The organism is Oceanicola sp. 502str15 (assembly GCF_024105635.1).
GTDB lineage: Bacteria > Pseudomonadota > Alphaproteobacteria > Rhodobacterales > Rhodobacteraceae > Vannielia.
In genome coordinates, this window is record NZ_WYDQ01000001.1 from 1 (window position 1) to 25524 (window position 25524).

Consider the following 25524-nt stretch of genomic DNA (forward strand, 5'->3'; position numbering starts at 1 on the left):
TCGATGAAGGCCCGCGCCGGGGCAAAGGCTTCCTCCGCCCCCACGGCCTCGGTGCAGGCGGCGGAGCGATAGAGCAGCCGCGCCTTGGGGCCGAGCATCAGGTCGGGGGCCGGACGGCCGAAGCCGAAGGCGTCGGTGGCAATCCGCAACATCTTCTGCGGCTCGCGCCCCGGCGCCCGTGCGGCCAATTCGCCGCTTTCGGGAAACACCGTCATCGAGCCGATCCACAGCAGCGGTTTCGGGCCGTTGGCCGTTTCCACGAGGGTGCCGGGCAGGATGTCTTCCACCGCCGTGAGGCCGTCGACGGTAGAAATGAGAGCCCCCCGGCCCAGGGCCGAGAAGGCTTCCTCAAACAGCGGGGTGGCCGGAGCCACCCGCTGAAACTCATCAATGTCACCATTGGAAGCGAGATAGGAAACCTCGAAGCGGCGGGTGAGAGGCATCACCCGCCGAGGTTTCGAGCGAACGTCCGAGCGGGACGTCCAGGAGGTTTGCCCCGGGGTTTGACCCTGAGGGCGAATAGCGTCCGTCGCGAGGCCAGCGACGGGATGGCGAGGGTACACCATGCGATACCACCTTTCGGTTCGATCACATCTGCTTGGCCCCCACCAAAGAGCGCAGAAGGATTTGTCTTGAGGAAGAAAATGGCGGCGCGATGCCGGGTCTGTCAAAGTTCGCGGCCGATTTCACCCGGCTGCCACGCCAATCCGGCGGTTTCGCGCAAAACTGTTTCGCGATCGTGGCCCGCCCTGCCACATTCTGATTCCCGCAGGCCCCCGTCGGCCCCGCTTTTCGCTCCTGCGCCGGGCGCAAAAGCAGACAGCCCGCCGGGGGAGGACCGGCGGGCTGCTGTGATATGCCGGGGGGGTACATCCCCGGCGAGGGAAAGTCGTGCTGCGGCTCAGGCCGACAGGAGATTCAACGCCGCCATGCGCGCCTCGCGCCGGGCAATCATCGCCTCGCGGCGGCGGCCCCGGGCCCATGGCATTTCCACCTTCGCGGCTTCCGCGGTTTCGATGGTGGTCTTGATCCAGCGCGTCTTCATCTCTCTAGCTCCTGCTCGTGTGCTCTTTGGCCGGGCTTGTTGCCCCTTCGCAAACAATCTCGCCTCCGAACGCGGCGCTGTTTTGGCATACGGCAAGAAATTTAAGAAAACTTGAAGAGGATGCCGGACGAATTGCGGCAAGACCGTGCCGAAGCCGAGAGGCCAGCAAAACAAGGCACCCGGAATGAGGCGGAAACAGTCCGGCGGCGGAGTCGGCATTGTTTCTGGCAGGCAATGGGGCAGCAGGCGGGCAGGGCGCGCCCCATTCCTGCCCCGATCGGCCCCCCCCCTAGAGCCGGATCACCGAGATCAGTCGCCCGTAGTCGGCCTCGCCCCGATGGGTGGTGCGCCGGTAGGAATAGAATCGCGCCGGGTCCGAATAGGTGCAATGCCCGGTCCATTCGGCGCGGCTCACGCCCGCCTCGCGCAGCATGTGCAGCCCGAAGGCGGGCAGGTCAAACTGCATCCGGTCGCCCGCGCCCCCGGCAAAGAAGCGGCTGAACTCCGGGTCTTCGGCCATGAAGTCCTCAAAGAACTCGGGGCCAACCTCATAGGCCCGCTGGCTGATCGAGGGGCCGATCACGGCGGCGATCCTCTCGCGCCGCGCCCCCAGCGCCTCCATCGCCTCCACCGTGGCCGCAAGCACCCCCGAGAGCGCCCCGCGCCATCCGGCATGCGCCGCACCCACCACGCCCGCCTCCGCGTCGGCAAAGAGCACCGGCTGGCAATCGGCGGTCAGAATCGCAATCGCCAGCCCCGGCGTCGCCGTCACCAGCGCGTCGGCCTTGGGCTTGCCCTCGAGCGGCGCCGTCACCGTGACCACATCGGGCGAATGCACCTGATGTACCGTCACCAGCTTCTCCGGCGCCACCGCCATCGCCCCGGCCACCCGCGCCCGGTTCACCTCCACCGCGTCCGACAGGTCCGAGGAGCCGCCGCCGCAGTTCAGCCCTTCGAACACCCCCGAAGAGGCCCCACCCTTGCGGGTGAAGAACCCGTGGGTGGCGGGGGCGAGGGCCGGGGAGGTGATGATATCCAGGGTCAAGGGCTCAAAAACCGGGGGGTGTGGCCGTGCTGGCCGGATGGAGGGCAAGACACTTGAAGAGCCTCCCCATTTCCTCGGGGTGGGTCAAGCGGCGATGGGCGGCAATATGGCTTTCCAGCGCCGCGCCTTCCAGCCCCCCGGCCAGGGCCTGTGCGCGTTGGGTGATTCCGAGCCGCTCCAGAAACACCCCCTGCGGGGTGAGCGGCGCGGCCTCTGCCGGGCCACGGGCGGCGGCGAGCGCGCCGAAATCCACATGCGCCGTCAGGTCCGCCTCGCCCGGTGTGGCGAGCGGGTCGACCATCTCATGCGCCTTCAGCGCCTGAAGCGTGTCGCCCCGCGAGATCGCCGCGCCATAGTCGATCACCAGCGCCGCGCCGGCGCGGTGCCGCGCCAGCCGCCGGCCGATCTCGCCCAGAATCGCCGTGGCCGGGGCGCAGGTTTCCACCATCTCGCCCGGTTCCGTGTCGCCCAGCCGATAGCCCAGCTCGGGCACCTGCGCGGGCCGGGTGGTAAAGCCAAGCCCCGCGCCCTCGATCCCCACGCAGCGCTCGTGCCAGCCCTCGCCCGCGCGGATGAACTGGCGCACCGGCAGCGCGTCGAAGAACTCGTTGGCCACAAGGAACAGCGGCAGATCGGGCAGCGCCTCCGGGCTGTCCACCCAGCGCGGCGCGTGGCCCTCCAGCGCCTCGGCCTGCATCGCCCGCAGCGGGGCCGAAGCCTCCACCAGCACCAGTTGGGCAGCCTGCGCGAAGCCCGGCACCTTGCCCGCCGCCCGCAGCGCATCGGCCATCAGCGTGCCCCGCCCCGGCCCCAGCTCGGCCAGCACGAAAGCCCCCGGCGCGCCGTGATCCACCCAGACCTGCGCGAGCCAGAGCCCGACAAGCTCTCCGAACATCTGGCTGATCTCGGGCGCGGTGATAAAGTCGCCGCCCGCGCCCAGCGGGTCGCGCGTGGTGTAATAGCCGTGGTCCGGGTCGGTCAGGCAGGCCGCCATGAAGGCATCCACCCCCAGCGGCCCCTCCGCCTCGATCCGCGCGCGCAGCCTCTCTGCCAGCGGCGTCATGCCGGGGCGGCGCGGCGCCTGCGCAGCAGCGCGTAGATGATAAGGCCGATCCCCAGCGCGATCATCGGCAGGCTCAGTTGCTGCCCCTTGGTGATGCCCCATTCGCCAATCCGCATCACGTAGCCCGCCGGGTTGTCGGCGCTCATGAACTGCTCATCCGCCAGCCGGTAGAACTCGACCACAAAGCGCGACAGCCCGTAGCCTGCAAAGAACACCCCCACCGTCAGCCCCGGCACCTTGAAGCTGCCCTTGAGCGCCATCACCAGCACCACCGTGCCCAGCAGCAGCCCCTCCAGCCCGGCCTCGTAAAGCTGACTCGGATGCCGCGCCACCTCGCTCCCGTAGTAAAACCATTCGCCCGCCACCTCGCAGCCCTGCCGCACCGGGTCGAAGCACATCGACGGAAACTTCACGCCCCAGGCCACATCGGTCGGGCGGCCATAAAGCTCGGCGTTGATGAAGTTGGCGATCCGCCCGAAGAACAGCCCCGGCGGCACGCAGACCGCCAGCAGATCGGCAATGTTCATCTTGGCAATCGCGTTGCGGGCGCAAAAGATCCACACCCCGATGATCACCCCGAGCAGCCCGCCATGAAAGGCCATGCCGCCATCCCAGACCCGGATGATCTCCGCCGGGTTCTCCCAGTAATACATCGGCTTGTAGAACAGCACGTAGCCCAGCCGCCCGCCCAGGATGATGCCGAGCACGATCCAAGTGAGCATGTCGTCGCCCTGCTCGCGGCTCATCGGCACCCTGTTGCCCGGCCACAGCCCGGCGCGGCCCGCCAGCGTCACGCCAATGCGCCAGCCCGCGATGATCCCCGCGATATAGGCCAGCGCATACCAGCGCAGCGAAAACTCCATGCCGAAAAGGCCGATGGTAAAGATCGCCGGGTCGATCTCGGGAAAGGGGATAAGCGCCTGCATGGGCGCAATTGGCCGCGCAGGGGGGGCGGTGTCAACCTTGCACATTCACCCGCAAAGCCCCATATGAGCCTGCAAGTGCGACCCATCCGCAATCGGAGGCCCCATGCAGTCCCGCAACAAGATTTTCGACGACCTTTCCCAGCTCATGACCAACGCCATGGGCGTGGCCCAGGGCGCAAAGGACGAGGCCGAAACGGCGATGCGCGGCTGGATGGACCGCTGGCTTGTCGACCGCGACTTCGTGACCCGCGAAGAGTTCGACGCGGTGCGCACCATGGCCCAGAAGGCCCGCGAAGAGAACGAGGCTCTCAAGGCCCGGCTCGACGCGCTGGAAGCCGCCGCGGCGAAGCCTGCCAAAAAATCCTGAAGTCCCCGTGACAGTCCCGCCGAAGCGCCCGGGTTTTTGCCCGGGCGTTGGCTTTTGAGCACGCCGCCCCCGCGCCCCCGCCCATCCCCTGCCGGATTTCGTGGCTGCCTCTTCTTTCTCCACAACTTATTGCGGTGTGCTGCAAGATTTGGCTTTACACACGCAACCCATCACGCGCACGATATGTGGTAAGGGCGGATGGAAAACCCACCGTTCCTAGAGCAGGCAACAAGTTCTGGCGGCCGCAGAGCCAGCGGAACGAGCAACAAAGGGGCCGGGCATGTCACTTTCCGAATCTTACATCGAATCCGAGGATCTTCACCCGATCGACATCGTCGAAACGCTGGCAGAGCATCACTCGTGGGATTTCGACCGCATCGCGGATGACCAGATCGCGATGGCGGTCGAAGGACAGTGGCGCACCTATTCGATCACCCTCGCATGGTCCGGCTACGACGAGACCCTCCGCCTCATCTGCACCTTCGAGATGGAGCCGCCCGAAGAAAAGCACGGGCCTCTCTTCGAGGTTCTGAACTCCATCAACGACATGTGCTGGGCCGGGGCCTTCACCTACTGGGCCGAGCAGAAGCTCATGGTCTACCGCTACGGCCTCGTCATGGGCGGCGGCCAGATGGCCCACCCCGAGCAGATCGACAAGCTGATCGGCGCCGCCGTCTCGGCCGCCGAGCGCTTCTACCCGGCGATGCAGCTGGTGGTCTGGGGCGACCGCACCGCCAAGGACGCCATGCAGGTGGCCATCGCAGAGGCCTACGGCCGGGCCTGATCCCGGACGCATCGAAGTTTCACAACGGCGGGTGTCCCGAGCGGCACCCGCCGTTTTCGTTTGCCCGCCCCATTCACCCCCAATTCGGGTTGCACCCCCGCCGCTGAGCCGTAGTCTCGCGCCACAAATCAGCGAGGCCGGAACATGATGGATGAACTCAACGCACGCGGGCTGGTGCTTCTGGGCTGCGGCAAGATGGGCGGGGCCATGCTCGCCGGATGGCTGGCCGAGGGGCTCTCCCCCACAGCCGTCACCGTGCTCGACCCGAACCCCTCCGACTGGCTCAAGGCCCAGACCGGCGTGCGCATAAACGCGCCGCTGCCCGAAAGCCCCGCCGTCGCGATCATCGCCGTGAAACCGCAGATGATGGGTGATGCGCTGCCCTCCCTGCGCGCGCTGGGCGCCGCCACCACCTTCATCTCCATCGCCGCAGGCACCCCCATCGCCGCCTTCGAGGCCGCGCTGGGCGATGTGCCCGTGGTGCGCGCCATGCCCAACACCCCCGCCGCCGTGGGCCGGGGCATCTCCGCCGTCATCGGCAACGGGGCCGTCACGCCTGCCCAGCTCGACATGGCCTGCGCCCTGCTGCAAGCCGTGGGCGAGGTGGTGCGGCTCGACACCGAAGACCAGATAGATGCCGTCACCGGCGTCAGCGGCTCCGGCCCGGCCTATGTGTTCCACATGATCGAGGCGCTGGCCGCCGCGGGCGAGGCCGTGGGCCTTGCCCCCGAGCTCGCCATGAAGCTCGCCCGCGCCACCGTCTGCGGGGCAGGGGAACTGGCCCATAGCGACGCCGAAACCTCCGCCGAACAACTCCGCATCAACGTCACCTCTGCCAATGGCACCACCCAGGCCGGGCTCGAGGTGCTCATGCCCGACCTGCCCGACCTGATGCGCCGCACGGTCGAGGCTGCAACCAACCGCGCAAAGGAACTGAAATCATGAGCGAAATCACCTTCGACGACTTCCTGAAGGTCGATATCCGCGTCGGCACGGTGGTGAAGGCCGAGCCCTTCCCCGAGGCCCGCAAACCCGCCTACAAGCTCTGGGTCGACTACGGCGAGGAGATCGGCGTCAAGAAATCCTCGGCCCAGATCACCGTGCACTACACGCTCGAAGAGCTGGTCGGGCGGCAGGTGATGGGCGTGGTCAACTTCCCGCCCCGCCAGATCGGCCCCTTCATGTCCGAGGCCCTCGTGCTCGGCATCCCCGACGAGAACGGCGAAGTGGTGCTGCTCGGCCCGGGACAGGACGTGCCCATCGGCGGGCGGATGTTCTGACGGAATCCTGCCGTCGTCCTCGGGCTCGACCCGAGGACCTCTCCCCCCCCACCACTGTCATCCTCGGGCTCGACCCGAGGATCTCTCCCCTCCGCACCACAGTCATCCCCGGTGCCCGACCCAAGCCCCCCGGCCAGCCCTTACTGGCCCATGGCCTTGCGCCAATGGCGGCGGCACAGGCTGAGATAGGTCTCGTTGCCGCCGATCTGCACCTGCGCCCCGTCGCGCAGCACCTCGCCCTGCTCGTCCATCCGCACCACCATCGTCGCCTTCTTGCCGCAGTGGCAGATGGTGCGCACCTCGCGCATCTCGTCGGCCAGCGCCAGCAGCGCCGCCGACCCCGGAAACAGCTCGCCCCGAAAATCCACCCGGAGCCCGTAGCACATCACCGGCACCTTCAGGTCATCGACAACCCGCACAAGCTGCCAGACCTGCTCCTTGGTCAGAAACTGCGCCTCGTCGATGAACACGCAGGCGCAGGGCCCGGCCCGGCGGCGGGCGTCGATCTTGGCAAACAGGTCCTCGCTGCTGGTGAAGGTATCGGCCTCCGCCTCCAGCCCGATCCGGCTGCCGATGGTGCCCGCCCCGGCGCGGTCATCGAAGGCGACGTTCAGCAGGTAGGTCTGCATCCCGCGTTCGCGGTAGTTGTGCGAGGCCTGCAGCAGAATGGTGCTCTTGCCCGCGTTCATCGTCGAATAGTGAAAATAGAGCTTGGCCATGCGCCCCCTGTCCCCGGCTGCCTGCGCGATCAGCGCCGGATAGAGCAAATCCGCCCCGCCAGCGCAACCGCCCCGCGCACCCCCGGCCGATCCTGCGCACGGCCCATCCGCGCCCGGTTAACCCTTTCTGCGCAAACTGCCCGCACCCTGCCAGGAGTGCCCCATGCCCGTCGATCCGTCGAAGATGACCAAGACCGAACGCCAGAACTTCATGTATGGCGTCGACGCCCTGCGGATGATCGAGCACGACATCCACGACCGCCTCTGGGATCTCAGGGGCTGCCCCCCCGACTGGCACGACATCTGGCGCGACGACGACCGCCGCGACCCCAAACGCGAGCGCGTCACCCTGCGGCTCGACAGCGATGTCCTCAAGTTCTTCCGCGCCATGGGCCCCGGCTACCAACCCCGCATCAACCGCGTCCTGCGCGCCTTCATGCACATGCGGCTGGCCAAGGTGATCGAGGGTCCCGACGTGAACGACTACGTCCTGCGCCCCGAGCAACTGGCCTTCAAGACCCGCCGGCGGGTGGAATTCGGGGAGAGCGGGGAGGAAGGCTAGGGGGGCCTCTTCGGCTGCGCCTCATCGGCCAGAGTGTCGGGACAAGTCCCGACCTACGACTGTGGCAACGAAGGCGCGCCTTCGCCAAGCTGGCGCCACTCGAGGCGATGCGCTTTCACTTTCGAGCCTCCGGCGGGAGATATTTTCAGCAAGAAAATGCAGCGGACCCCGTTCATTTTCTTGCGCCAAATACTCCCGCCGGAGGCAAACCAAATAGATAGCGTGCGCCGCAGGCGCTCATCTGGATCGCGTCACGCCTGCTGCAACGACCGCACCACCAGCTCGCCCTCGTCGCGCGACTTCATGGCCAGCGCCGCCGCATGGCTGGCGGCCAGCGTGGTGAAATAGGGGATCCGGTCGCTCAGGCAGACTGCCCGCATGCTCCGCGAATCTTCCACCGATTGCGCGCCCTCGGTCGAGTTCATCACCAGGCAGATGTCGCCGTTCTTCATCGCGTCCACCACGTGCGGGCGGCCCTCGTAGGCCTTGTTCACCACTTCCGCGGTGATCCCGTGTTCGGCGAGGTAGGCCGCCGTGCCCCGCGTCGCGATCAGCGGGAAGCCGAGCGCGGTGAGCACCTGCGCGGTTTCCACCAGCTGCGCGCCCTTGTCGTCTTCCTTGATCGACAGGAAGACCTTGCCCGCCCCCGGCTGCGGCAGCAGTGTGCCGGCGCCGAGCTGGGCCTTCAGGAAGGCGCGGGCAAAGCTGCGGTCCCAGCCCATGACCTCGCCGGTCGAGCGCATTTCCGGCCCGAGCAGCGTGTCGACGCCAGGGAAGCGGCCGAAGGGCAGCACCGCTTCCTTGACCGAGAACCACGGCGTGCGGAAATCGGCGAGGCTCAGCGGGTCGCCCATCGGGATCGGGGTGTTCTCGTCCACCGGCTTGTGCGGCGCGGCCACCGGGAAATCGGCCAGCTTCTCGCCCGCCATCAGCCGGGCGGCGATGGAGGCAATGGCGCTGTCGGTCGCCTTGGCGACGAAGGGCACGGTGCGCGAGGCCCGCGGGTTCACCTCGATGAGGAAGATCTCCTCCTCGCCCGCCGCATTGGCCTTCACCGCGAACTGCACGTTCATCAGCCCGACCACATGCAGCGCCAGCGCAAGCGCGCGGGTCTGCTCGGTGAGGCGGGCGATGATGTCTTCGCTCAGGGTGTGGGGCGGCAGCGAGCAGGCCGAGTCGCCCGAGTGCACCCCGGCCTCCTCGATGTGCTGCATGATGCCGGCGACATGCACATCGGTGCCATCGCAGAGCGCATCCACATCCACCTCGACCGCGCCCGACAGGTAGTTGTCGAGCAGCACAGGGCTGTCGCCCGACACCACCACGGCTTCCTTGATGTAGCGCTCGAGCTGGGCCTGATCGCGCACGATCTCCATGGCCCGCCCGCCCAGCACGTAGCTCGGTCGGATCACCAGCGGAAAGCCGATGTCGGCGGCAATGCCCAGCGCCTCGGCGTCGGAATGGGCAATGCCATTCTTGGGCTGCTTGAGGCCCAGCCGGTTGACCAGATCCTGAAACCGCTCACGGTCCTCGGCAAGGTCGATGGCATCCGGCGTGGTCCCGAGAATCGGGATGCCCTCGGCCTCCAGCGCGTTGGCCAGCTTCAGCGGGGTCTGCCCGCCGAACTGCACGATGACGCCATGCAGCGTGCCCGCCTCCTGCTCCACCCGCAGGATCTCCATGACATGCTCGAAGGTCAGCGGCTCGAAGTAGAGCCGGTCCGAGGTGTCATAGTCGGTGCTCACCGTCTCCGGGTTGCAGTTGACCATGATCGTCTCGTAGCCCTGCCCGGTCAGGGCAAAACAGGCGTGGCAGCAGCAGTAATCAAACTCGATGCCCTGGCCGATCCGGTTGGGTCCGCCGCCCAGAATCACCACCTTCTTGGCATTCGAAGGCCGCGCCTCGCATTCCACCTCGCCCATCGCCGGGTGCTCGTAGGTGGAATACATGTAGGGCGTCTGCGCCTCGAACTCGGCGGCGCAGGTGTCGATCCGCTTGAAGCTGGCGACAACGCCGAGGTTCAGGCGGGCGCGGCGGATGTTGGCCTCGTCCCGGCCCGTCAGCTTGGCGAGCCGGGCATCGGTGAAGCCCATCATCTTGACGTGGCGCAGCCCGGCCTCGTCCATCGGCAGACCGTTCCGGCGCAGCTCGGCCTCGGCCTCCACGATCTCGCGGATGCGGGCGAGGAACCACGGATCAAACGCCGTGGCGGCCTGGATCGCATCGTCCGAAAGCCCGTGGCGCATGGCCTGGGCGATCACCCGGATCCGGTCCGGGGTCTGCTGCGAGAGCGCCTTGGTGACGGCGGCCGCATCGGGGGCGCCCTCGATCTCGATCTCGTCAAAGCCGGTGAGGCCGGTTTCCATGCTGGCCAGCGCCTTCTGCATGGATTCATGGATGGTGCGGCCAATGCTCATGGCCTCGCCGACCGACTTCATCGCGGTGGTCAGCTCGGGCTTGGCGCCGGGGAACTTCTCGAAGGCGAAGCGCGGGATCTTGGTGACCACGTAGTCGATGGTCGGCTCGAAGCTCGCGGGCGTCACCTTGGTGATGTCATTGTCCAGCTCGTCCAGCGTGTAGCCGACGGCGAGCTTGGCGGCGATCTTGGCGATCGGGAAGCCGGTGGCCTTGGAGGCCAGCGCCGAACTCCGGCTGACCCGCGGGTTCATCTCGATCACGACCATCCGGCCATCGGCGGGGTTCACCGCCCATTGCACGTTGGAGCCGCCGGTCTCGACGCCGATCTCGCGCAGCACGGCAATCGAGCCGTTGCGCATGATCTGGTATTCCTTGTCGGTCAGGGTGAGGGCAGGGGCCACGGTGATGCTGTCACCGGTGTGCACGCCCATCGGATCGACGTTCTCGATCGAGCAGATGATGATGGCGTTGTCGGCCTTGTCGCGGACCACCTCCATCTCGAATTCCTTCCAGCCGAGGAGGGATTCGTCGACGAGGATCTGGCCGACCGGCGAGGCGTCCATGCCGGTGCGGCAGTAGTGGATGTAGTCCTCGCGGTTGTAGGCCACGCCGCCGCCGGTGCCGCCGAGGGTGAAGGCGGGGCGGATGATGGCGGGCAGGCCGATCTCTTCCAGCTCGCCAAGGGCAATCTGCACCCCGGCCTCCAGATCGCGGCTGCCGTTCTCGCGCTTGGGCGCGGTGACGATGGTGGCCTTGGGGTTTTCCAGCCCGATCCGGTCCATCGCCTCGCGGAAGAGCGCGCGATCTTCCGCCATTTCAATGGCTTCGCGCTTGGCGCCGATCATCTCGACGCCGAACTTGTCGAGCACGCCCATCTCTTCGAGCTTGAGCGAGGTGTTTAGCCCGGTCTGGCCGCCCATGGTGGGCAGCAGCGCGTCGGGGCGCTCCTTCTCGATGATCTTGGCGACGACCTCGGGGGTGATCGGCTCGATGTAGGTGGCATCGGCCAGTTCCGGGTCGGTCATGATGGTGGCCGGGTTGGAGTTCACCAGGATCACCCGATAGCCCTCTTCGCGCAGGGCCTTGCAGGCCTGTGCGCCGGAGTAATCGAACTCGCAGGCCTGTCCGATGACGATGGGGCCTGCACCGATGATCATGATGGAATTGATGTCGGTTCTTTTTGGCATGGTCATCCCCGGGGCGGCGCAAATTGTCGTGGGTTATAGGGATGGGGCGGGCGAGGGCAAGGGGGTGCGGCCCAGATGGTGAAGATTGGCAGGGTGGTGCGCCGATTCCCGGCCTTCGGCCCGGCTGCACGGGCGGGATTGGATATTTGCAGCAAGAAAATGCAACAGGTTGGCGCGTCGACGGCGGGCGCTGCGCCGGGGGCAGGGCGGGCCGGAGGGCGGCGGTTGCGGCGGGCGGCGCGTCCGGCGGGGCGCGCGCGGGGGCTTGGGTAAAATTTTAGTCAAATGCGCGGCGTTGGGCGGTCGGTGACCCGCGACAGGCGAACCCCGCCACCGGGACGGTCTGGGACCAGCGGCAGCGGGGCATTTCCTTGCGCGGTCATCGGCTTCCCAGCCTGTACCGCGACTCCCTTCTGCCATGCCTTGGTTAACAAAACGTTGCGCCCGCCCCTGGGCCGCCCCCTACCATCGGCTGCATTGACCCGGCCCCGGCACCGCGCAAGTGTTTCCGGCCCGCGCCATGGGTTTCCGATCGGGGCGCGAAGGGTGACGCTTCCGCCGCCTTCATGGTCGTCGCGGGCGTTTTGCCTGCCCGGGAGGCGTGCCATAAGATCGGCAAGAGCAGGAGGAGAGCCAGCCGCGATGAACCGGATAGCCAAGGATTTTGCCCGCCGCGATGCCAGCCAGCCCAAGGGGCGGCAGGTGGAGGAGGCGGCGCTCGAGGAGGTCACACGGCTGCTCGGCGACATGCCGCGCCGTGCCGACCTGCTGATCGAGGCGCTGCATCGCCTGCAGGACGCGAGGGGCCATCTGTCGGCGGCGCATCTGGCCGCGCTGGCCGAGCTGTTCCGCATGGCCCAGGCCGAGGTTTACGAGGTGGCCACCTTCTATCACCATTTCGACGTGGTGAAGGAGGGCGAGGCCGCGCCCGCGCCGGTCACCATCCGGGTCTGCGAAAGCCTCACCTGTGCGCTCGCGGGCGCCGAAGGCCTGATCGAGACCCTCAAGGGCATCACCGACCCCGAGCGCATCCGCATCCAGCCGGTGCCCTGCATCGGCGCCTGCGACCGTGCGCCTGCCGCGCAGGTCGGCAAGCTGGCCGTCGACCACGCCACGCCCGCCTCGCTGACCGAGGCCGCCACCGGCCCGCTCGCCCCGGTGATCCCCGACTACGAGGGGCTGGAAAGCTACCGCGAGGCGGGCGGCTACGACATCTACGAGCAGATCCGCGCCGGCGAGATCACCCCCGAGGCGGCCATCGAGACCATGTCGGATGCCGGGCTGCGCGGCCTTGGCGGCGCGGGCTTTCCGGCGGGCAAGAAGTGGGGCTTCGTGCGTGGCTATGAGGCCCCCCGCCTGATGACCGTGAACGGCGACGAGGGCGAGCCCGGCACCTTCAAGGACCGCTGGTGGCTCGAGCGCAAACCCCACCGCATGCTGGAGGGCGCGCTGATCGCCGCCCATGTCGTCGGCTGCGAGCGCATCTATATCTACATGCGCGACGAATACCCGGCGGTGCTCGCCATCCTCAAGGCCGAGGTCGAGGCGCTCGAGCACGCGGGCCTCGCTCATGTGCCGATCGAGATCCGGCGCGGGGCCGGGGCCTATATCTGCGGCGAAGAGAGCGCGATGATCGAGAGCATCGAGGGCAAACGCGGCCTGCCGCGCCATCGCCCGCCCTACATCGCCGAGGTCGGCCTGTTCGGCCGCCCCACGCTCAACCACAATGTCGAAACCCTCTCCTGGGTGCCTGATATCCTGCGCAACGGCGCAGGCTGGTTCTCCTCTCAAGGCTATGGCCCAGACCACAACGGCCTGCGCTCCTATTCCGTCTCGGGCCGCGTCGCCAGCCCCGGCGTCAAGCTCGCGCCCGCCGGCATTCCGCTGCAGGAGCTGATCGACCAGCACTGCGGCGGCATGGCCCCCGGCCACAGCTTCAAGGCCTTCCTGCCCGGCGGCGCATCGGGCGGCATCTTCCCCGCCTCCGAAGCCCACCGCGCCATGGATTTCGGAGAGTTCGAGAAGGACCAGGGCTTCATCGGCTCCCACGCCGTGATGATTCTCAGCCATGAAGATTCGGTTAAGGATGCCGCGCTGAACATGATCCGCTTCTTCGAGCACGAGAGCTGCGGCCAGTGCACCCCCTGCCGCTCGGGCACCGCCAAGGCCGCCGCGATCCTCTCGGGCGAGACCCCCTCGAGCGACCTGCTGAACGATCTCATCACCGTCATGACCGACAGTTCCATCTGCGGTCTCGGCCAGGCCGCGGGCAACCCGATCCGCCACCTGCTGCGCTACTTCCCGGAGGAGTTGGCATGAGCACTCCCCGTAGGGTGGGCAGTCTGCCCACCAGCCCGGCCCGCCACCCAGCGCCACGCCAGCCGGGCAGCGCCGGTCCGCGGGTTGGCGCACCAAGGTTGGTGCATGGCACTTTATGGTGCCGTGGTCATCTTCCCGCAGTGGTATCGCCCAACCTCTCCGAAGCGCCGACCCGGGGGGCGGGCCGGCGCTGCCCGGCGCCTTACGGCGCGCACCGGGCCGGCACCACACGCACCCTGAACACCCTCCCCTCGGAGACCGCCCGATGAAAGACCTCCCCACCACCGTCACCTTCCAGCTCGATGGCAAGGACGTCACCGCCGAGGCCCACGAAACCATCTGGCAGGTCGCCAAGCGCGAAGGCACCGCCATCCCGCACCTCTGCTACAAGGACGACCCCGAGTACCGCTCCGACGGCAACTGCCGCGCCTGCATGGTGGAAATCGAGGGCGAGCGCGTGCTGGCCGCCTCCTGCAAGCGCCGCGTCTCCGAAGGCCTCAAGGTCCAAACCGCCACCGACCGCGTCACCACCAACCGCCGCCTCGTCTTCGACCTGCTCGCCTCCGACATGCCCGCCCGCGAAACCTCGCCCGACCCGGACGCCCGCTTCTGGCATCAGGCCGAACTCGCTGGCCTCGCCGAAACTCACTTCCCTTCCACCCGTCCCGGCGCGCGCAAGGAAATCCCGGTCGACTCCATCTTCCGCGATGCCTCCCACCCCTCCATCGCCGTCAACCTCGACGCCTGCATCTCCTGCACCCTCTGCGAGCGCGCCTGCCGCGACGTGCAGGTCAATGACGTGATCGGCATGGCCGCCCGCGGCACCCATAACCTGCCGGTTTTCGACCAGAACGACCCGATGGGCCTCTCCTCCTGCGTCGCCTGCGGCGAATGCGTGCAGGCCTGCCCCACCGGCGCGCTGATGGAAAAGACCCTCCTCAACGAAGAGGCCACCAAACGCACCGAATACGCCGAGAAAAAGGTGGAGTCCGTCTGCCCCTTCTGCGGCGTCGGCTGCCAGACCGAACTCTCCGTCAAGGACAACAAGATCATCCAGGTCGAAGGCCGCAAAGGCCCCGCCAACCGCGGCAAGCTCTGCATCAAGGGCCGCTTCGGCTATGACTACGTGCTCTCCCCCGAGCGCCTGACCAAGCCCCTGATCCGCCGCGACGACGCCCCGAAAGACGCCCACGCCAAGCTCTCCACCGACCGCATCCACGAGGTCTTCCGCGAGGCCACTTGGGAGGAGGCGCTCGAAAAAGCCTCCGGCGGCCTGAAAACCATCATCACCCGTGACGGCGGCCAGGCCCTCGCCGGCTTCGGCTCCGCCAAGGGCACCAACGAAGAGGCCTACCTCTTCCAAAAGCTCGTCCGCCAAGGCTTCGGCACCAACAACGTTGATCACTGCACCCGCCTCTGCCACGCCTCCTCCGTGGCCGCCCTCATGGAAGGCGTCGGCTCCGGCGCCGTCTCCGCCCCCTTCACCGATGCCGAGAAGTCAGACTGCATCATCATCATCGGCGCCCGCCCCGAGCAGAACCACCCGGTCGCCGCGACCTACTTCAAACAGGCCGCCAAAAACGGCGCCACCCTCATCGTGATGGACCCGCGCCGCCAGGGCCTGATGCGCCACGCCACCCATTCCGTGGTCTTCGAGCCGGGCCGCGATGTGGCGCTGCTGAACGCCATGATCCACACCATCATCGACGAGGGCCTGACCGACACCCAATATATCCAGGCCAATACCTCCGGCTTCGAGGCCCTCACCGAAAAGGTCAAAGGCTTCACCCCCGAGGAAATGGCCCCGATCTGCGGCGTCCCTGCCGATGAGATCAAGGCCATCGCCCGCGCCTTCGCCAAGGCCGAGCGCGGCATCATCTTCTGGGGCATGGGCATCTCCCAGCACGTCCACGGCACCGACAACTCTCGCTGCCTGATCGCGCTCTCGCTCATCACCGGCCACGTCGGCCGCCCCGGCACCGGCCTCCACCCCCTTCGCGGCCAGAACAACGTGCAGGGCGCCTCCGACGCCGGGCTGATCCCCATGTTCTACCCCGATTACAAATCGGTCGAGAGCGCCGACCTCATCACCCAGTATCAGGACGCATGGGGCCGTACCCTCGATCCGGCCCGCGGCCTCACCGTGGTCGAAATCATGCACGCCATCCACGCGGGCGAGATCAAGGGCATGTATGTGCAGGGCGAAAACCCCGCCATGTCCGACCCCGACCAGCACCACGCCCGCGCCGCGCTCGCCTCGCTCGAACACCTCGTGGTGCAGGATATCTTCTTCACCGAAACCGCATGGCACGCCGATGTGATCCTGCCGGCCTCCTCGCAGGCCGAAAAGCTCGGCACCTACACCAACTCCAACCGGCAGGTCCAAATCGGCCGCCCGGTGCTCGACCCACCCGGCGAAGCCCGGCAGGACTGGGAACTCATCATGCAGGTCGCCAACGGCATCGGCTGCGGCTGGACCTACACCGATCCCTCCGAGATCTACACCGAGATGGCCGGCTTCATGCCCTCGCTCGACAACATCTCATGGGAGCGGATCGAGGCCGAAGGCTCCGTCACCTACCCGGCCAACGCCCCCGACGAGCCGGGGCAGGAGGTGATCTTCGACACCGGCTTCCCCACCGAAGACGGCCGCGCCCGCATCGTCCCCACCGATCTCGTCCCGCCGGATGAAATGCCTGATGACGAGTTCCCCCTCGTCCTCACCACCGGCCGGATGCTGGAGCACTGGCACACCGGCGCCATGACCCGCACCAGCCACGCGCTGAATGCGCAAGAGCCCGAGCCCGTCGTCTCCATGCACCCCCGCGACATCGGCCGCATGGGCTTCACCCGCGGCCAGCAGGTGACGGTGGAGACCCGCCGCGGCGACATCACCCTCACCCTGCGGGCAGACCGCGACGTGACCCAGGGCATGCTCTTCATCGCCTTCTGCTTCCGCGACGCCCCGGCCAACTTCCTCACGAACCCACAACTCGACCCCTACGGAAAGATCCCCGAGTTCAAATTCGCCGCCGCCCGCATCCGCGCCGCCACCTGAGCGCCCGCAATCAGAACAATTGGCCTAAAGTTCCCCCCGTCATTCTCCTGAGAATACCTCCGGGGGTCGCCATCGGTCCGAGCCCAAGGGCGACAGGGCTGGCCCCCAGGCCGCCCCATCCCCCACTCACGGCCCCAAACGGATCGCGCCCGCCTCAGGGGAAAGACGGGCGCTGTCGGCTGATCCGCGGTGCGGGAGGGAGTTCCGACGTCTTCAACCTAGCGCGGAGTGCCCCCGCGCCGAAACTCGCCAGTATCGGGGAGGGCAAACACCGCTTTCCACCCCAAGCATCGCTGCCACCAGTAGACAGATTGACCCAACGTCAATACGGTGCTCCCACACCACAGGGGAGCCTGCCAGATGACAAAGATGATGCCCTACGAAGTGCAGGATGCCTTCCTGCGCCGCGGCTGGAAATCCGGCGCCGGAGGCGACCTCTACTACAACGGCGCCCGCACCACCGACCACCCGCACCTGCACATGCGGCTCTCCAACATCCACGGCGGCCCGCGCCCGAACGTGGGCGGCGACATCCGCATGGGCGTGACCATGCTCGCCTTCAGCGGCGGCCCCGGCGGCGGCGGCGGCACGACCTTCATCTCCAACAACGGCGACACCGTCCGCCCCGGCTGGAAAGCCATCGCAGGCCCCCTCGCCATGAACGGCTCCATTCGCGAAGAATTCGGCTGGGTCATGGACTATTTCGTCAACGGCTGATCCCCCACGCCAACGCGCCCTCAAAACCCGGGGGCGCGTAGCGACCCGCGCCGGTCGAACCCGACGACAGGGCAGGGCGGTCAATAAAACAATTCGGGCAGAGAGATGGTGCTGTGAGAGAGGCTAGACCTCTCGTCCCAGTGGGTCGCGCCAGCGACCCGCGTCGGTCGAGCCCCACGACAGGGCAGGGCGGTCGCTAAATCAATCCGGGGAGAGAGATGGTGCTGTGAGAGAGGATTGAACTCTCGACCTCACCCTTACCAAGGGTGTGCTCTACCACTGAGCTACCACAGCATTCTCATCCTGCGACCCGGCCGGTCAAACTCGGCGGGCGCAGCGTGAGGGGCCTTTTACATCAGTCGCGCTCACATGCAAGCCCCCTGTCACGGCATTTTCGGGGTCAATCGCAGGCGTCCGCGCCAGCCGAATGCGCCGGCCAGTCGCGGAGCTTCGGCGCCGGTGCCTTCTGCGGCCAGCCGGGCGAGGCTTGCCATCAGCCTTGCCTCGATCTCCCGCTGCGTCCCGGCCCTCTGCGGGTCGGGGTGGCCGGTGCCGAAACGGATGTAGGGATTGGTGTTCAGCTCGAATACGGCCACCCCCTCCGCGGTCAGGCCAAAGTCCACCCGGCCAAAGCTCTGGCCCGCCAGCGCCATCACCCGGCGAACGGTGTCGGCGTGGGGATAGTCGGTCATCTCGCCCGCATCGGCGCCATATTGCGCCGCGCTGGCAAGGCCGACCTCGCCCGATTTCGCCACCCAGTGCCGCTGGCTCACCGTCAGCGCCGGAATCACCTCGTCCCGCAGCCCGTAGGCGGCCCGCTTCCGAAAGATCCCGTCCTCCCGCGCCAGCCCGGCGTATTCCACGAACAGCAGGTCGCTCAGCGTGTGCCCGGCCTCCAGCGCTGCCTCCAGCGCGGCCTGTGCCGCTTCGGCGCTGTGCAGCAGGTCTCCGATCACGCCGCGATGGGCCCAGCCGGTGCGCAAGAAGCAGGGGAACCGCTCGGGGCGTTCCCCCAGCACCGGCAGCCAGCAGCCGAATCGGTTTATGCCCGCCCGTCCGAGCGCCCGCAGCAGCGCCCCCCGGGGCAGAAAGCGCGACGGATCGTTCAGCACCGGGGCGCCGCTGCCCGCGGCACGGGCGCGCAGCGCGGCGGCCACCTCCAGCCAGGGCGGCGACATGCGTTCGAAGTCGGTAAAGATCGCGCTGCCCGCCGGCAGCCGCATCCGCCGGGCCGCCGCCTCGTAGCCGATCAGTTTCACCCGAAAACCGGCCTTCGGGGCCTTCGCCCGGATCTCGCGAAAGGTGTTCAGCCGCCGGGTGGTGGCATAGATGACAAGTCGGGGCAGGCCAGGCATGAAAAGGCTCGGAACGGCGCCTTGACAGGCTGAGAGATGTAAAGGTTAATCGGCCCCACAGGATTTTTCAAAGGAACATTCGATGTCCGTTAAGATTGATGCAGAAAAGCTCCTCGGCTTCCGGCTGGAAGGCAAGGGCGCAGGCGGCCTCAAGATGGGTGGCAAGGGCGGCGGCGCCGTCGGCGGCAAGGTCACCGGCCCGATGAGCATCAAGATGGGGACCAAGGGCGGTGTAAAGCCGCCCGCAGGCTGAGCCCGGGCGGCCTCTCACCTCATGACACCCGAAAATCTGCTGGCTTTCCCGCCCGATGCCGATCGGGCGGGATTTCTCGACTCGCGGATGCACCGCGAGCTTTCGGCCAGCCTCGCGCATCTCGCCGAGGCCTGCGCCGAGGCGCATCATCCCGCCGCAACGCCCCTGGCCGAAGCCGCCCGCCTGCTGCAAAACCAGCGGGTCGGGCCCGAGGCCTTCGCGCGCTACTTCCTCATCGGCACGGCGCTGCTTGAGGGCCGCGAGGCCGAGGTGGAGGCCGATGCCGTCGCGCTGCTGGCCGATGTCCGCGCCGGCCGCGCCCCCTTCCGGGTCTCGCCGCGCGGCGGGGCAGGGGAACTCGACGGGCTGATGGACCGGCAGATGGGCGAGGAAGCCGCCTGCTTCGCCCCGGTCGCACCCGAGACCGCCGCCACCTTCGCCACCCTCCTCGACACCGGCCTCGACCTGCTGTGCGCCGGGCTTCCCGCGCTCCACGCCGAGATCACCACCATCACCCACCACGTCGTCGCCGCCACCGCGCCCGACGACGCGACGATGCAGTTCGACGGCGCCTCCCACTACCAGTTCTGGGGCCTCCTGCTGCTCAACCCGCGCTTCCACACCACCCGCCTCGCCATCGCCGAGGTGCTGGCCCATGAAAGCGCCCACTCCCTCCTCTTCGGCCTCACCATCGACGACCCCCTCGTGCTCAACGCCGAGGGCGCGCTTTTCGCCTCGCCCCTGCGCGCCGATCCGCGCCCGATGGACGGCATCTACCACGCCACCTTCGTCTCCGCCCGCATGGCCTGGGCGATGGAAGGGCTCGCCGCCTCCGGCCTGCTCTCCCCCGAAGAGCACCAGCAGGCCCTCGCCGCCGCCCGCTCAGACCGCGCCAATTTCCACGCCGGCAACGGCGTGATCGAGGCCCACGGCCTGCTCTCCCCCACCGGCGAGACCATCCTGCGCAATGCCCGCAACTGGATCGCCGCCTGAGGGTATGGACGCCGCGCCGCCCTTCCCCTAAAGCTCTTTCATGACCAAAAGCGGCAAACCCGGCGCATCGCGCGAGGAGCGGCTGAAGCAGGCGCTCAAGGCCAACATGGCCCGCCGCAAGGCACAGGCAAAAGCGCGCGCCGGCAAGACAACAAACGAAACGGCAGTATCGAGCGGTAAAGAGGGCGAAAATGGATAGAATCGTGGTCAAGGGCAACGGCGCCCTCTCGGGAGACATTCCGATCTCGGGCGCAAAGAACGCCTGTCTCACCCTGATGCCGGCAACCCTGCTCTCCGAAGAGCCGCTGACGCTCACCAACGCGCCGCGCCTCTCCGACATCCGCACCATGACGGCCCTGCTGCAATCGCTCGGCTGCGAGGTCACCTCGCTGCAAGACGGCAAGGTGCTCACCATGTCGTCGCATGACATCAACAACCACAAGGCCGATTACGACATCGTCCGCAAGATGCGCGCCTCCATCCTCGTGCTCGGGCCCATGCTGGCGCGCGACGGCCACGCCGTGGTCTCGCTGCCCGGCGGCTGCGCCATCGGCGCCCGCCCCGTCGACCTGCACCTGAAGGCGCTCGAAGCCATGGGCGCCGAGCTCGATCTGCGCGACGGCTACGTCCACGCCAAGGCCATCGGCGGCCGCCTCAAGGGGGCCGAATTCACCTTCCCCCTCGTCTCCGTCGGCGCCACCGAAAACGCCCTGCTCGCCGCCGTGCTCGCCAAGGGCACAACCGTCCTCAAGAACGCCGCCCGCGAGCCCGAAATCGTCGACCTTGCGAACTGCCTCAACAAGATGGGCGCGCAGATCGAGGGGGCCGAAACCGGCACCATCACCATCCAGGGGGTCGACAGCCTGCACGGCGCCACCCACCCCGTCGTCACCGACCGGATCGAGCTGGGCACCTACATGCTCGCCCCCGCCATCGCCGGCGGCGAGGTCGAGCTGCTGGGCGGCCAGCGTGAGCTGGTCGGGGCCTTTGCCGACAAGCTCGAAGAGGCCGAGATCGAGGTCACCCAAACCAACCGCGGCCTGAAGGTGAAGCGCAAGAACGGCCGCGTGCGCGCCGTCGATGTCGTCACCGAGCCGTTCCCCGGCTTCCCGACCGACCTTCAGGCCCAGATGATGGCCCTGATGTGCACCGCCGAGGGCACCTCTGTGCTCGAAGAGAAGATCTTCGAGAACCGCTTCATGCACGCCCCCGAACTGATGCGCATGGGCGCCAAAATCGACGTGCACGGCGGCCATGCCACCGTCACCGGCGTCGACAAGCTCAAGGGTGCGCCCGTCATGGCGACCGACCTGCGCGCCTCCGTCTCGCTTATCCTCGCCGGTCTGGCCGCCGAGGGCGAAACCGTGGTCAGCCGGGTCTATCACCTCGATCGCGGTTACGAGCATGTGGTGCGCAAGCTCTCCGGCGTCGGCGCCCATATCGAGCGTCTGCAAGAGGGCGACTGACAGCTCGCCACTCCCGCCGCCCCGCTGTGCGCTCCCGCGCGAACGGTGCCGCAACCCGCGCCAGACCTGCAAAAACCGCGTATGCACAGCTTGTGTACCGGCTGTGCACGGGATGTGACATTTAACCAAGGTTAACAGCCGCCCCGCCTTTAACCCGCCTGTACGGTGCCCCGCCGCCGCGCCATGCCCTCACGGCAACCTGCGCTTGTGAGCGCGGGCCGAAACCCCTATGTCATTCCTGCAATGGGAAAAACGCCAAACATCCGCGCCTCGGAGGCAACCTGTGTCTGAAGACGCCAAGTTCGAAGACGGGTCGGACCGCCCGATCTACATCGCCGCCATGGACGATGGCTCGCTGCCCATCGTCTCCTCGCTGGTGCAGGATGCCGTCTTTCCGATCACCGAGATGAAGTTTGACCGCAAAGCACGCGAATTTGCCTTGCTGCTCAACCGCTTCCGCTGGGAAGACAAGGCCCGCGCCGAGGCCCGTGGCCGGCCCTACGAGCGGGTGCAATCGGTGCTGCGGGTGGGCGACGTGATGGGCGTCGCCACCATGGGAATCGACCGCTCCGACGCCGATACCATCCTCTCCCTGCTGGCAATGACCTGGGAAGAGGGCGAAGAGGGCGCCGGCGCGCTCACCCTGACCCTCGCGGGCGACGGGGCGATCCGGCTCGAGGTCGAGTGCCTCGACGTGGTGCTCAAGGATGTCACCCGCCCCTATGTCGCCCCCTCCCGCAAGGCCCCGGAGCACCCAGAAGGGTGAGCATCCGCCGCCTCGGGCCGCAGGATGCCGAGGCCTTTCGCGCCCTGCGTCTGGAGGCACTGGAGGAGGCGCCGGATGCCTTTGGCGAAGATCTCGAGCAGGCCCGCCAGAAGACCGATCTCGACTATGCCAACCGTCTGGAAATGGGCGATAATTTCGGTGCCTTCGCGGGCGGCGAACTGGTCGGCATCCTGCTCTATATGCGCGAGGAAGGGCCCAAGATCGGCCACCGCGCCTTTGTCATGTCGGTCTATCTGCAACCCGCTCACCGGGGCTCGGGGCTTGCCTCCGCGCTGCTCGGGGCCGCCGTGGCGCTGGCCGCGGAAACCGGGGTCGGGCAGGTCGAGCTCTACGTCTCCTCCGCCGCCCCCCGTGCCCGCGCCTTTTACCTGCGCGAAGGCTTTGCCGAGGTCGGCCGCAGCCCCCGCGCGCTCTGCGTTAACGGGTGTTACCACGACGAACTCCACATGCTGCGCCTGCTCGATCCGCTTGAGGGCGGCGGGGCAGGCGGGTAAGAGGCGGCCAAAGGAGAGCCCATGCCCGTCTTTCTCGATACCCGCGACGCCGATTTCGAAGCCCGCTTCCTGGCCCTCCTCAGCGCCAAGCGCGAGGACTCGCCCGATGTCGACGAGGCCGTGGCCCGGATCATCTCCGACGTGCGCGAGCGCGGCGATGCCGCCGTCATCGAGCTGACCGAAAAGTTCGACCGTCTCTCGCTAACCCCTGAAACCCTTGCCTTTTCCGAGGCCGAGATCGACGAGCACTGCGCCCGCGTGCCCCCCGCCGAGGCCGCCGCGCTGGAGCTGGCCGCCGAGCGCATCCGCGCCTACCACGTGCGCCAGATGCCCGAAAATGCCGAGTGGACAGACCCCGACGGGGCCACCCTCGGCTGGCGCTGGGGCCCTGTGTCCGCCGCCGGTCTCTACGTGCCCGGCGGCCTCGCCAGCTACCCCTCCTCGGTGCTGATGAACGCCGTTCCCGCCCATGTCGCAGGGGTCGAACGCCTCGTTATCGCCTGCCCCACCCCGGGCGGCGAAGCCAACCCCCTCGTGCTCTACGCCGCCCGCCTGGCGGGGGTGAAAACCGTCTACCGGATCGGCGGCGCGCAGGCCGTGGCGGCCCTGGCCTATGGCACGCAAACCATTGCCCCGGTTGATAAAATCACCGGTCCCGGCAATGCCTTTGTCGCCGCCGCCAAGCGCCGGGTCTTCGGCAAGGTCGGCATCGACATGATTGCCGGTCCCTCCGAAATCCTGGTTATCGCCGACCCCGAGAACGACCCCGATTTCCTCGCCCTCGACCTGCTCTCCCAGGCCGAGCACGACGCCTCCGCCCAGTCCATCCTCATCACCACCGACGCCGCTTTCGGCGAGGCCGTATCGCAGGCCATCGACACCCGCCTGCAAACCCTCGAACGCGCCGAGATCGCCGGGGCCAGCTGGCGCGATAACGGCGCCGTCATCACCGTCCGCTCGCTCGACGAGGCCGCCGAGCTCTCCGACCGCATCGCCCCCGAGCACCTCGAGCTCTGCGTCGCAAACCCCGAGAAACTCAGCGAAAAAATTCACCACGCCGGGGCGATCTTCCTTGGCCAGTGGACCCCCGAGGCGATCGGCGACTACATCGGCGGCCCCAACCACGTGCTCCCCACCGCCCGCTCCGCCCGGTTTTCCTCGGGCCTCTCGGTGCTTGATTTCCTCAAGCGCACCACCCTCGCCAAGATGACCCCCGAGTCCCTCCGCGCCATCGGCCCCGCCGCAGAAACCCTCGCAACCTCCGAGAGCCTGCAAGCCCACGGCCTCTCCATCCGCGCCCGCCTCGACAAGCTCAACCGCTAGGCTTTCGCTGCATTGCAGTATCCGCGCCCGCAGGCTAGCTTTCAGCAGCCACGGAGACGAGCGAATGAGCCGCATCTGCCATATAGAGATCGACGACGCCAACCTGCCCCCGCCCACGCCCGAGATCGAGCAGGAGCGGAAGGTGGCGATTTTCGATCTGCTCGAGGACAACAGCTTCATCCCCGACGGGCGGGAGGGCGTCGAGCTTCCCCCGGGCCCCTACCGCCTGCATCTGTGCATCCGCGAGCGCCGGCTGGTCTTCGACATCTCCGACGAAAATGCCAATGAAGTCGGGGCCTTCCACCTGTCGCTCTCGCCCTTCAAGCAGGTCGTGAAAGACTACTGGCAGATCTGCGAAAGCTATTACGACGCGGTCAAGAAGCTGCCGCCGCACCAGATCGAGGCCATCGACATGGCCCGCCGGGGTATCCACAACGAGGGCGCGCGGGTGCTTCAGGAGCGGCTCGAGGGCAAGGCCGAGGTCGATACCGATACCGCCCGCCGGCTGTTCACGCTCATCTGCGTGCTGCACTTCGGGAGCTAGGCTTGGGCAAGGACTTCCCCTCCTCGGTACTGTTCTGCTGCGACCACAACGCCGTGCGCTCGCCCATGGCGGAAGGCCTGATGAAAAAGCTCTACGGCCACGATGCCTACGTGCAGTCGGCCGGGGTCTACAACGATCTCGACGTCGACGGTTTCGCCATCGCCGTCTGCGACGAGATCGGGGTCGAGCTGCACCGCCATCGCTCCCGCAGCTTCGAGGAGATGCAGCAATGGGGCGATGACCTCTCCGGCTTCGACCTCATCGTCGCCCTCTCGCCCGCCTCCCAGCGCCAGGCGCTTGAAATGACACGCGTTTTCCATCTCGACGTCGAGTATTGGCCTATCATGGACCCCTCCGGCCTCGGCGAGACCCGCGAGGCCAAGATGGGCGTCTACCGGCAGGTCCGCGACCAGCTGCTCGCCCGCATGAAGCAGCGCTTCGGCCCACCCACCAAGGGCTGACAGCGCCACGGCCCCGGCGTCGATCAAAAAGGTCACATCGCGGCGATTGGCCGGTATTTCTGCTTGATTTCATGCGCACTTGGGCGCATCTAGTGCCGCGTCCGCCACAGTGCGGCGTGTATGCAACAACGGAGTGACCATGGCCAAGGAAGAACTGCTCGAATTTCCCGGTGTCGTGAAGGAGCTCCTGCCCAATGCGACGTTCAGGGTCGAGCTGGAAAACGGCCATGAGATCATCGCGCATACGGCAGGAAAACTTCGCAAGAACCGGATTCGCGTCCTCACCGGCGACAAGGTGCAGGTTGAGATGACGCCCTATGACCTGACCAAGGGCCGCATCAACTACCGCTTCCGGTAA

Annotated in this window: 26 protein-coding genes and 1 tRNA gene; 18 read left to right on the top strand and 9 right to left on the bottom strand. The window is 67.4% G+C overall.

Going from position 1 to position 25524, the window contains the following annotated elements; translation table 11 throughout:
• The 5 genes from GTH22_RS00005 to lgt all read right to left on the bottom strand — a co-directional run.
• Positions 1–443: Hint domain-containing protein (locus tag GTH22_RS00005; RefSeq protein WP_252942497.1), on the bottom strand; the 443-nt coding region annotated here is incomplete at its 3' end.
• 458 nt (positions 444–901) lie between these two features.
• Positions 902–1045: a hypothetical protein gene (locus GTH22_RS00010; RefSeq protein WP_252942498.1), complete on the bottom strand. Its 144-nt coding sequence runs from the start codon at positions 1043–1045 to the stop codon at positions 902–904.
• Positions 1046–1334: 289 nt separating this feature from the next.
• Positions 1335–2090, bottom strand: coding sequence for a peptidoglycan editing factor PgeF (gene pgeF, locus GTH22_RS00015; protein WP_252942499.1), 756 nt, complete (start codon positions 2088–2090; stop codon positions 1335–1337).
• Between the two features lie 4 nt (positions 2091–2094).
• The gene (locus GTH22_RS00020) at positions 2095–3153 is read right to left on the bottom strand and encodes a class I SAM-dependent methyltransferase (protein WP_252942500.1); all 1059 of its coding nucleotides are present in this window, start codon (positions 3151–3153) and stop codon (positions 2095–2097) included.
• Entirely contained in the window at positions 3150–4079 is a 930-nt protein-coding gene (gene lgt, locus GTH22_RS00025; protein WP_252942501.1) for a prolipoprotein diacylglyceryl transferase, read from the bottom strand. The genes GTH22_RS00020 and lgt overlap by 4 nt, the downstream gene beginning before the upstream one ends.
• A gap of 103 nt (positions 4080–4182) precedes the next feature.
• On the opposite strand from lgt, the gene GTH22_RS00030 reads away from it, so the two are divergent.
• The 4 genes from GTH22_RS00030 to GTH22_RS00045 all read left to right on the top strand — a co-directional run bounded on the left by GTH22_RS00030 (position 4183) and on the right by GTH22_RS00045 (position 6510).
• Positions 4183–4446: an accessory factor UbiK family protein gene (locus GTH22_RS00030; RefSeq protein ID WP_252942502.1), complete on the top strand. Its 264-nt coding sequence runs from the start codon at positions 4183–4185 to the stop codon at positions 4444–4446.
• A gap of 280 nt (positions 4447–4726) precedes the next feature.
• The gene (locus GTH22_RS00035; protein ID WP_252942503.1) at positions 4727–5230 is read left to right on the top strand and encodes a YbjN domain-containing protein; all 504 of its coding nucleotides are present in this window, start codon (positions 4727–4729) and stop codon (positions 5228–5230) included.
• Between the two features lie 144 nt (positions 5231–5374).
• Positions 5375–6175: a pyrroline-5-carboxylate reductase gene (gene proC, locus GTH22_RS00040; RefSeq protein WP_252942504.1), complete on the top strand. Its 801-nt coding sequence runs from the start codon at positions 5375–5377 to the stop codon at positions 6173–6175.
• Positions 6172–6510, top strand: coding sequence for a tRNA-binding protein (locus GTH22_RS00045; protein ID WP_252942505.1), 339 nt, complete (start codon positions 6172–6174; stop codon positions 6508–6510). Before proC ends, GTH22_RS00045 begins: the two co-directional genes overlap by 4 nt.
• Positions 6511–6650: 140 nt before the next feature.
• On the opposite strand, the gene GTH22_RS00050 is transcribed toward GTH22_RS00045, so the two are convergent.
• On the bottom strand, positions 6651–7229 hold the full coding sequence (locus GTH22_RS00050; RefSeq protein WP_252942506.1) for a thymidine kinase: 579 nt from the start codon (positions 7227–7229) through the stop codon (positions 6651–6653).
• 163 nt (positions 7230–7392) lie between these two features.
• Here GTH22_RS00050 and GTH22_RS00055 point away from each other — a divergent pair, with 163 nt between their 5' ends.
• Positions 7393–7791, top strand: coding sequence for a BrnA antitoxin family protein (locus GTH22_RS00055; protein WP_252942507.1), 399 nt, complete (start codon positions 7393–7395; stop codon positions 7789–7791).
• A 251-nt stretch (positions 7792–8042) separates the two neighbouring features.
• Here GTH22_RS00055 and carB read toward each other — a convergent pair whose 3' ends face one another.
• On the bottom strand, positions 8043–11396 hold the full coding sequence (gene carB / locus GTH22_RS00060; protein WP_252942508.1) for a carbamoyl-phosphate synthase large subunit: 3354 nt from the start codon (positions 11394–11396) through the stop codon (positions 8043–8045).
• 642 nt (positions 11397–12038) lie between these two features.
• On the opposite strand from carB, the gene GTH22_RS00065 reads away from it, so the two are divergent.
• From GTH22_RS00065 to GTH22_RS00075, 3 genes are all read left to right on the top strand, one after another.
• Positions 12039–13715: an NAD(P)H-dependent oxidoreductase subunit E gene (locus GTH22_RS00065; RefSeq protein WP_252942509.1), complete on the top strand. Its 1677-nt coding sequence runs from the start codon at positions 12039–12041 to the stop codon at positions 13713–13715.
• Between the two features lie 265 nt (positions 13716–13980).
• Positions 13981–16773 (top strand): formate dehydrogenase subunit alpha, encoded by a 2793-nt coding sequence (gene fdhF / locus GTH22_RS00070; protein ID WP_252942510.1) that lies wholly within the window; start codon positions 13981–13983, stop codon positions 16771–16773.
• Between the two features lie 360 nt (positions 16774–17133).
• Positions 17134–17490, top strand: a complete 357-nt coding sequence (locus GTH22_RS00075) for a hypothetical protein (RefSeq protein WP_252942511.1) — start codon at positions 17134–17136, stop codon at positions 17488–17490.
• A gap of 219 nt (positions 17491–17709) precedes the next feature.
• Here the strand turns inward: GTH22_RS00075 and GTH22_RS00080 are convergent.
• Positions 17710–17784, bottom strand: a tRNA-Thr gene (locus tag GTH22_RS00080).
• An 89-nt stretch (positions 17785–17873) separates the two neighbouring features.
• Positions 17874–18845 carry a hypothetical protein gene (locus GTH22_RS00085; protein ID WP_252942512.1) on the bottom strand — a complete coding sequence of 324 codons (972 nt, stop codon included), beginning with the start codon at positions 18843–18845 and terminating at the stop codon, positions 17874–17876.
• Positions 18846–18927: 82 nt separating this feature from the next.
• On the opposite strand from GTH22_RS00085, the gene GTH22_RS00090 reads away from it, so the two are divergent.
• From GTH22_RS00090 to infA, 10 genes are all read left to right on the top strand, one after another.
• Positions 18928–19098: a hypothetical protein gene (locus tag GTH22_RS00090; RefSeq protein WP_252942513.1), complete on the top strand. Its 171-nt coding sequence runs from the start codon at positions 18928–18930 to the stop codon at positions 19096–19098.
• Between the two features lie 21 nt (positions 19099–19119).
• A complete protein-coding gene (locus tag GTH22_RS00095) occupies positions 19120–20091 on the top strand; it encodes an HEXXH motif-containing putative peptide modification protein (RefSeq protein WP_252942514.1) in 972 nt (323 codons plus the stop codon).
• A 40-nt stretch (positions 20092–20131) separates the two neighbouring features.
• Positions 20132–20290, top strand: a complete 159-nt coding sequence (locus GTH22_RS00100; RefSeq protein ID WP_252942515.1) for a hypothetical protein — start codon at positions 20132–20134, stop codon at positions 20288–20290.
• Entirely contained in the window at positions 20283–21557 is a 1275-nt protein-coding gene (gene murA, locus GTH22_RS00105) for a UDP-N-acetylglucosamine 1-carboxyvinyltransferase (RefSeq protein ID WP_252942516.1), read from the top strand. The genes GTH22_RS00100 and murA overlap by 8 nt, the downstream gene beginning before the upstream one ends.
• Before the next feature lie 283 nt (positions 21558–21840).
• A complete protein-coding gene (locus GTH22_RS00110) occupies positions 21841–22323 on the top strand; it encodes a DUF2948 family protein (protein ID WP_252942517.1) in 483 nt (160 codons plus the stop codon).
• Complete coding sequence (locus GTH22_RS00115) at positions 22320–22838, top strand: GNAT family N-acetyltransferase (RefSeq protein ID WP_252942518.1); 519 nt, start codon at positions 22320–22322, stop codon at positions 22836–22838. The genes GTH22_RS00110 and GTH22_RS00115 overlap by 4 nt, the downstream gene beginning before the upstream one ends.
• A 21-nt stretch (positions 22839–22859) precedes the next feature.
• Positions 22860–24161, top strand: coding sequence for a histidinol dehydrogenase (gene hisD / locus GTH22_RS00120; protein ID WP_252942519.1), 1302 nt, complete (start codon positions 22860–22862; stop codon positions 24159–24161).
• A gap of 64 nt (positions 24162–24225) precedes the next feature.
• Complete coding sequence (locus tag GTH22_RS00125; protein WP_252942520.1) at positions 24226–24705, top strand: UPF0262 family protein; 480 nt, start codon at positions 24226–24228, stop codon at positions 24703–24705.
• 65 nt (positions 24706–24770) lie between these two features.
• Entirely contained in the window at positions 24771–25166 is a 396-nt protein-coding gene (locus tag GTH22_RS00130) for a low molecular weight phosphatase family protein (protein WP_252947539.1), read from the top strand.
• Positions 25167–25305: 139 nt separating this feature from the next.
• Complete coding sequence (infA, locus tag GTH22_RS00135) at positions 25306–25524, top strand: translation initiation factor IF-1 (protein WP_074254530.1); 219 nt, start codon at positions 25306–25308, stop codon at positions 25522–25524.

Excerpts from the sequence above, each read along its gene's own strand:
- GTH22_RS00010 (WP_252942498.1), bottom strand. The coding sequence starts at position 1,045 with ATGAAGACGCGCTGGATCAAGACCACCATCGAAACCGCGGAAGCCGCG.
- GTH22_RS00020 (WP_252942500.1), bottom strand. The coding sequence starts at position 3,153 with ATGACGCCGCTGGCAGAGAGGCTGCGCGCGCGGATCGAGGCGGAGGGG.
- lgt (WP_252942501.1), bottom strand. The coding sequence starts at position 4,079 with ATGCAGGCGCTTATCCCCTTTCCCGAGATCGACCCGGCGATCTTTACC.
- GTH22_RS00030 (WP_252942502.1), top strand. The coding sequence starts at position 4,183 with ATGCAGTCCCGCAACAAGATTTTCGACGACCTTTCCCAGCTCATGACC.
- GTH22_RS00035 (WP_252942503.1), top strand. The coding sequence starts at position 4,727 with ATGTCACTTTCCGAATCTTACATCGAATCCGAGGATCTTCACCCGATC.
- proC (WP_252942504.1), top strand. The coding sequence starts at position 5,375 with ATGATGGATGAACTCAACGCACGCGGGCTGGTGCTTCTGGGCTGCGGC.
- GTH22_RS00045 (WP_252942505.1), top strand. The coding sequence starts at position 6,172 with ATGAGCGAAATCACCTTCGACGACTTCCTGAAGGTCGATATCCGCGTC.
- GTH22_RS00050 (WP_252942506.1), bottom strand. The coding sequence starts at position 7,229 with ATGGCCAAGCTCTATTTTCACTATTCGACGATGAACGCGGGCAAGAGC.
- GTH22_RS00055 (WP_252942507.1), top strand. The coding sequence starts at position 7,393 with ATGCCCGTCGATCCGTCGAAGATGACCAAGACCGAACGCCAGAACTTC.
- carB (WP_252942508.1), bottom strand. The coding sequence starts at position 11,396 with ATGCCAAAAAGAACCGACATCAATTCCATCATGATCATCGGTGCAGGC.
- GTH22_RS00065 (WP_252942509.1), top strand. The coding sequence starts at position 12,039 with ATGAACCGGATAGCCAAGGATTTTGCCCGCCGCGATGCCAGCCAGCCC.
- fdhF (WP_252942510.1), top strand. The coding sequence starts at position 13,981 with ATGAAAGACCTCCCCACCACCGTCACCTTCCAGCTCGATGGCAAGGAC.
- GTH22_RS00075 (WP_252942511.1), top strand. The coding sequence starts at position 17,134 with ATGACAAAGATGATGCCCTACGAAGTGCAGGATGCCTTCCTGCGCCGC.
- GTH22_RS00085 (WP_252942512.1), bottom strand. The coding sequence starts at position 18,845 with ATGCCTGGCCTGCCCCGACTTGTCATCTATGCCACCACCCGGCGGCTG.
- GTH22_RS00090 (WP_252942513.1), top strand. The coding sequence starts at position 18,928 with ATGTCCGTTAAGATTGATGCAGAAAAGCTCCTCGGCTTCCGGCTGGAA.
- GTH22_RS00095 (WP_252942514.1), top strand. The coding sequence starts at position 19,120 with ATGACACCCGAAAATCTGCTGGCTTTCCCGCCCGATGCCGATCGGGCG.
- GTH22_RS00100 (WP_252942515.1), top strand. The coding sequence starts at position 20,132 with ATGACCAAAAGCGGCAAACCCGGCGCATCGCGCGAGGAGCGGCTGAAG.
- murA (WP_252942516.1), top strand. The coding sequence starts at position 20,283 with ATGGATAGAATCGTGGTCAAGGGCAACGGCGCCCTCTCGGGAGACATT.
- hisD (WP_252942519.1), top strand. The coding sequence starts at position 22,860 with ATGCCCGTCTTTCTCGATACCCGCGACGCCGATTTCGAAGCCCGCTTC.
- GTH22_RS00125 (WP_252942520.1), top strand. The coding sequence starts at position 24,226 with ATGAGCCGCATCTGCCATATAGAGATCGACGACGCCAACCTGCCCCCG.
- GTH22_RS00130 (WP_252947539.1), top strand. The coding sequence starts at position 24,771 with ATGGCGGAAGGCCTGATGAAAAAGCTCTACGGCCACGATGCCTACGTG.
- infA (WP_074254530.1), top strand. The coding sequence starts at position 25,306 with ATGGCCAAGGAAGAACTGCTCGAATTTCCCGGTGTCGTGAAGGAGCTC.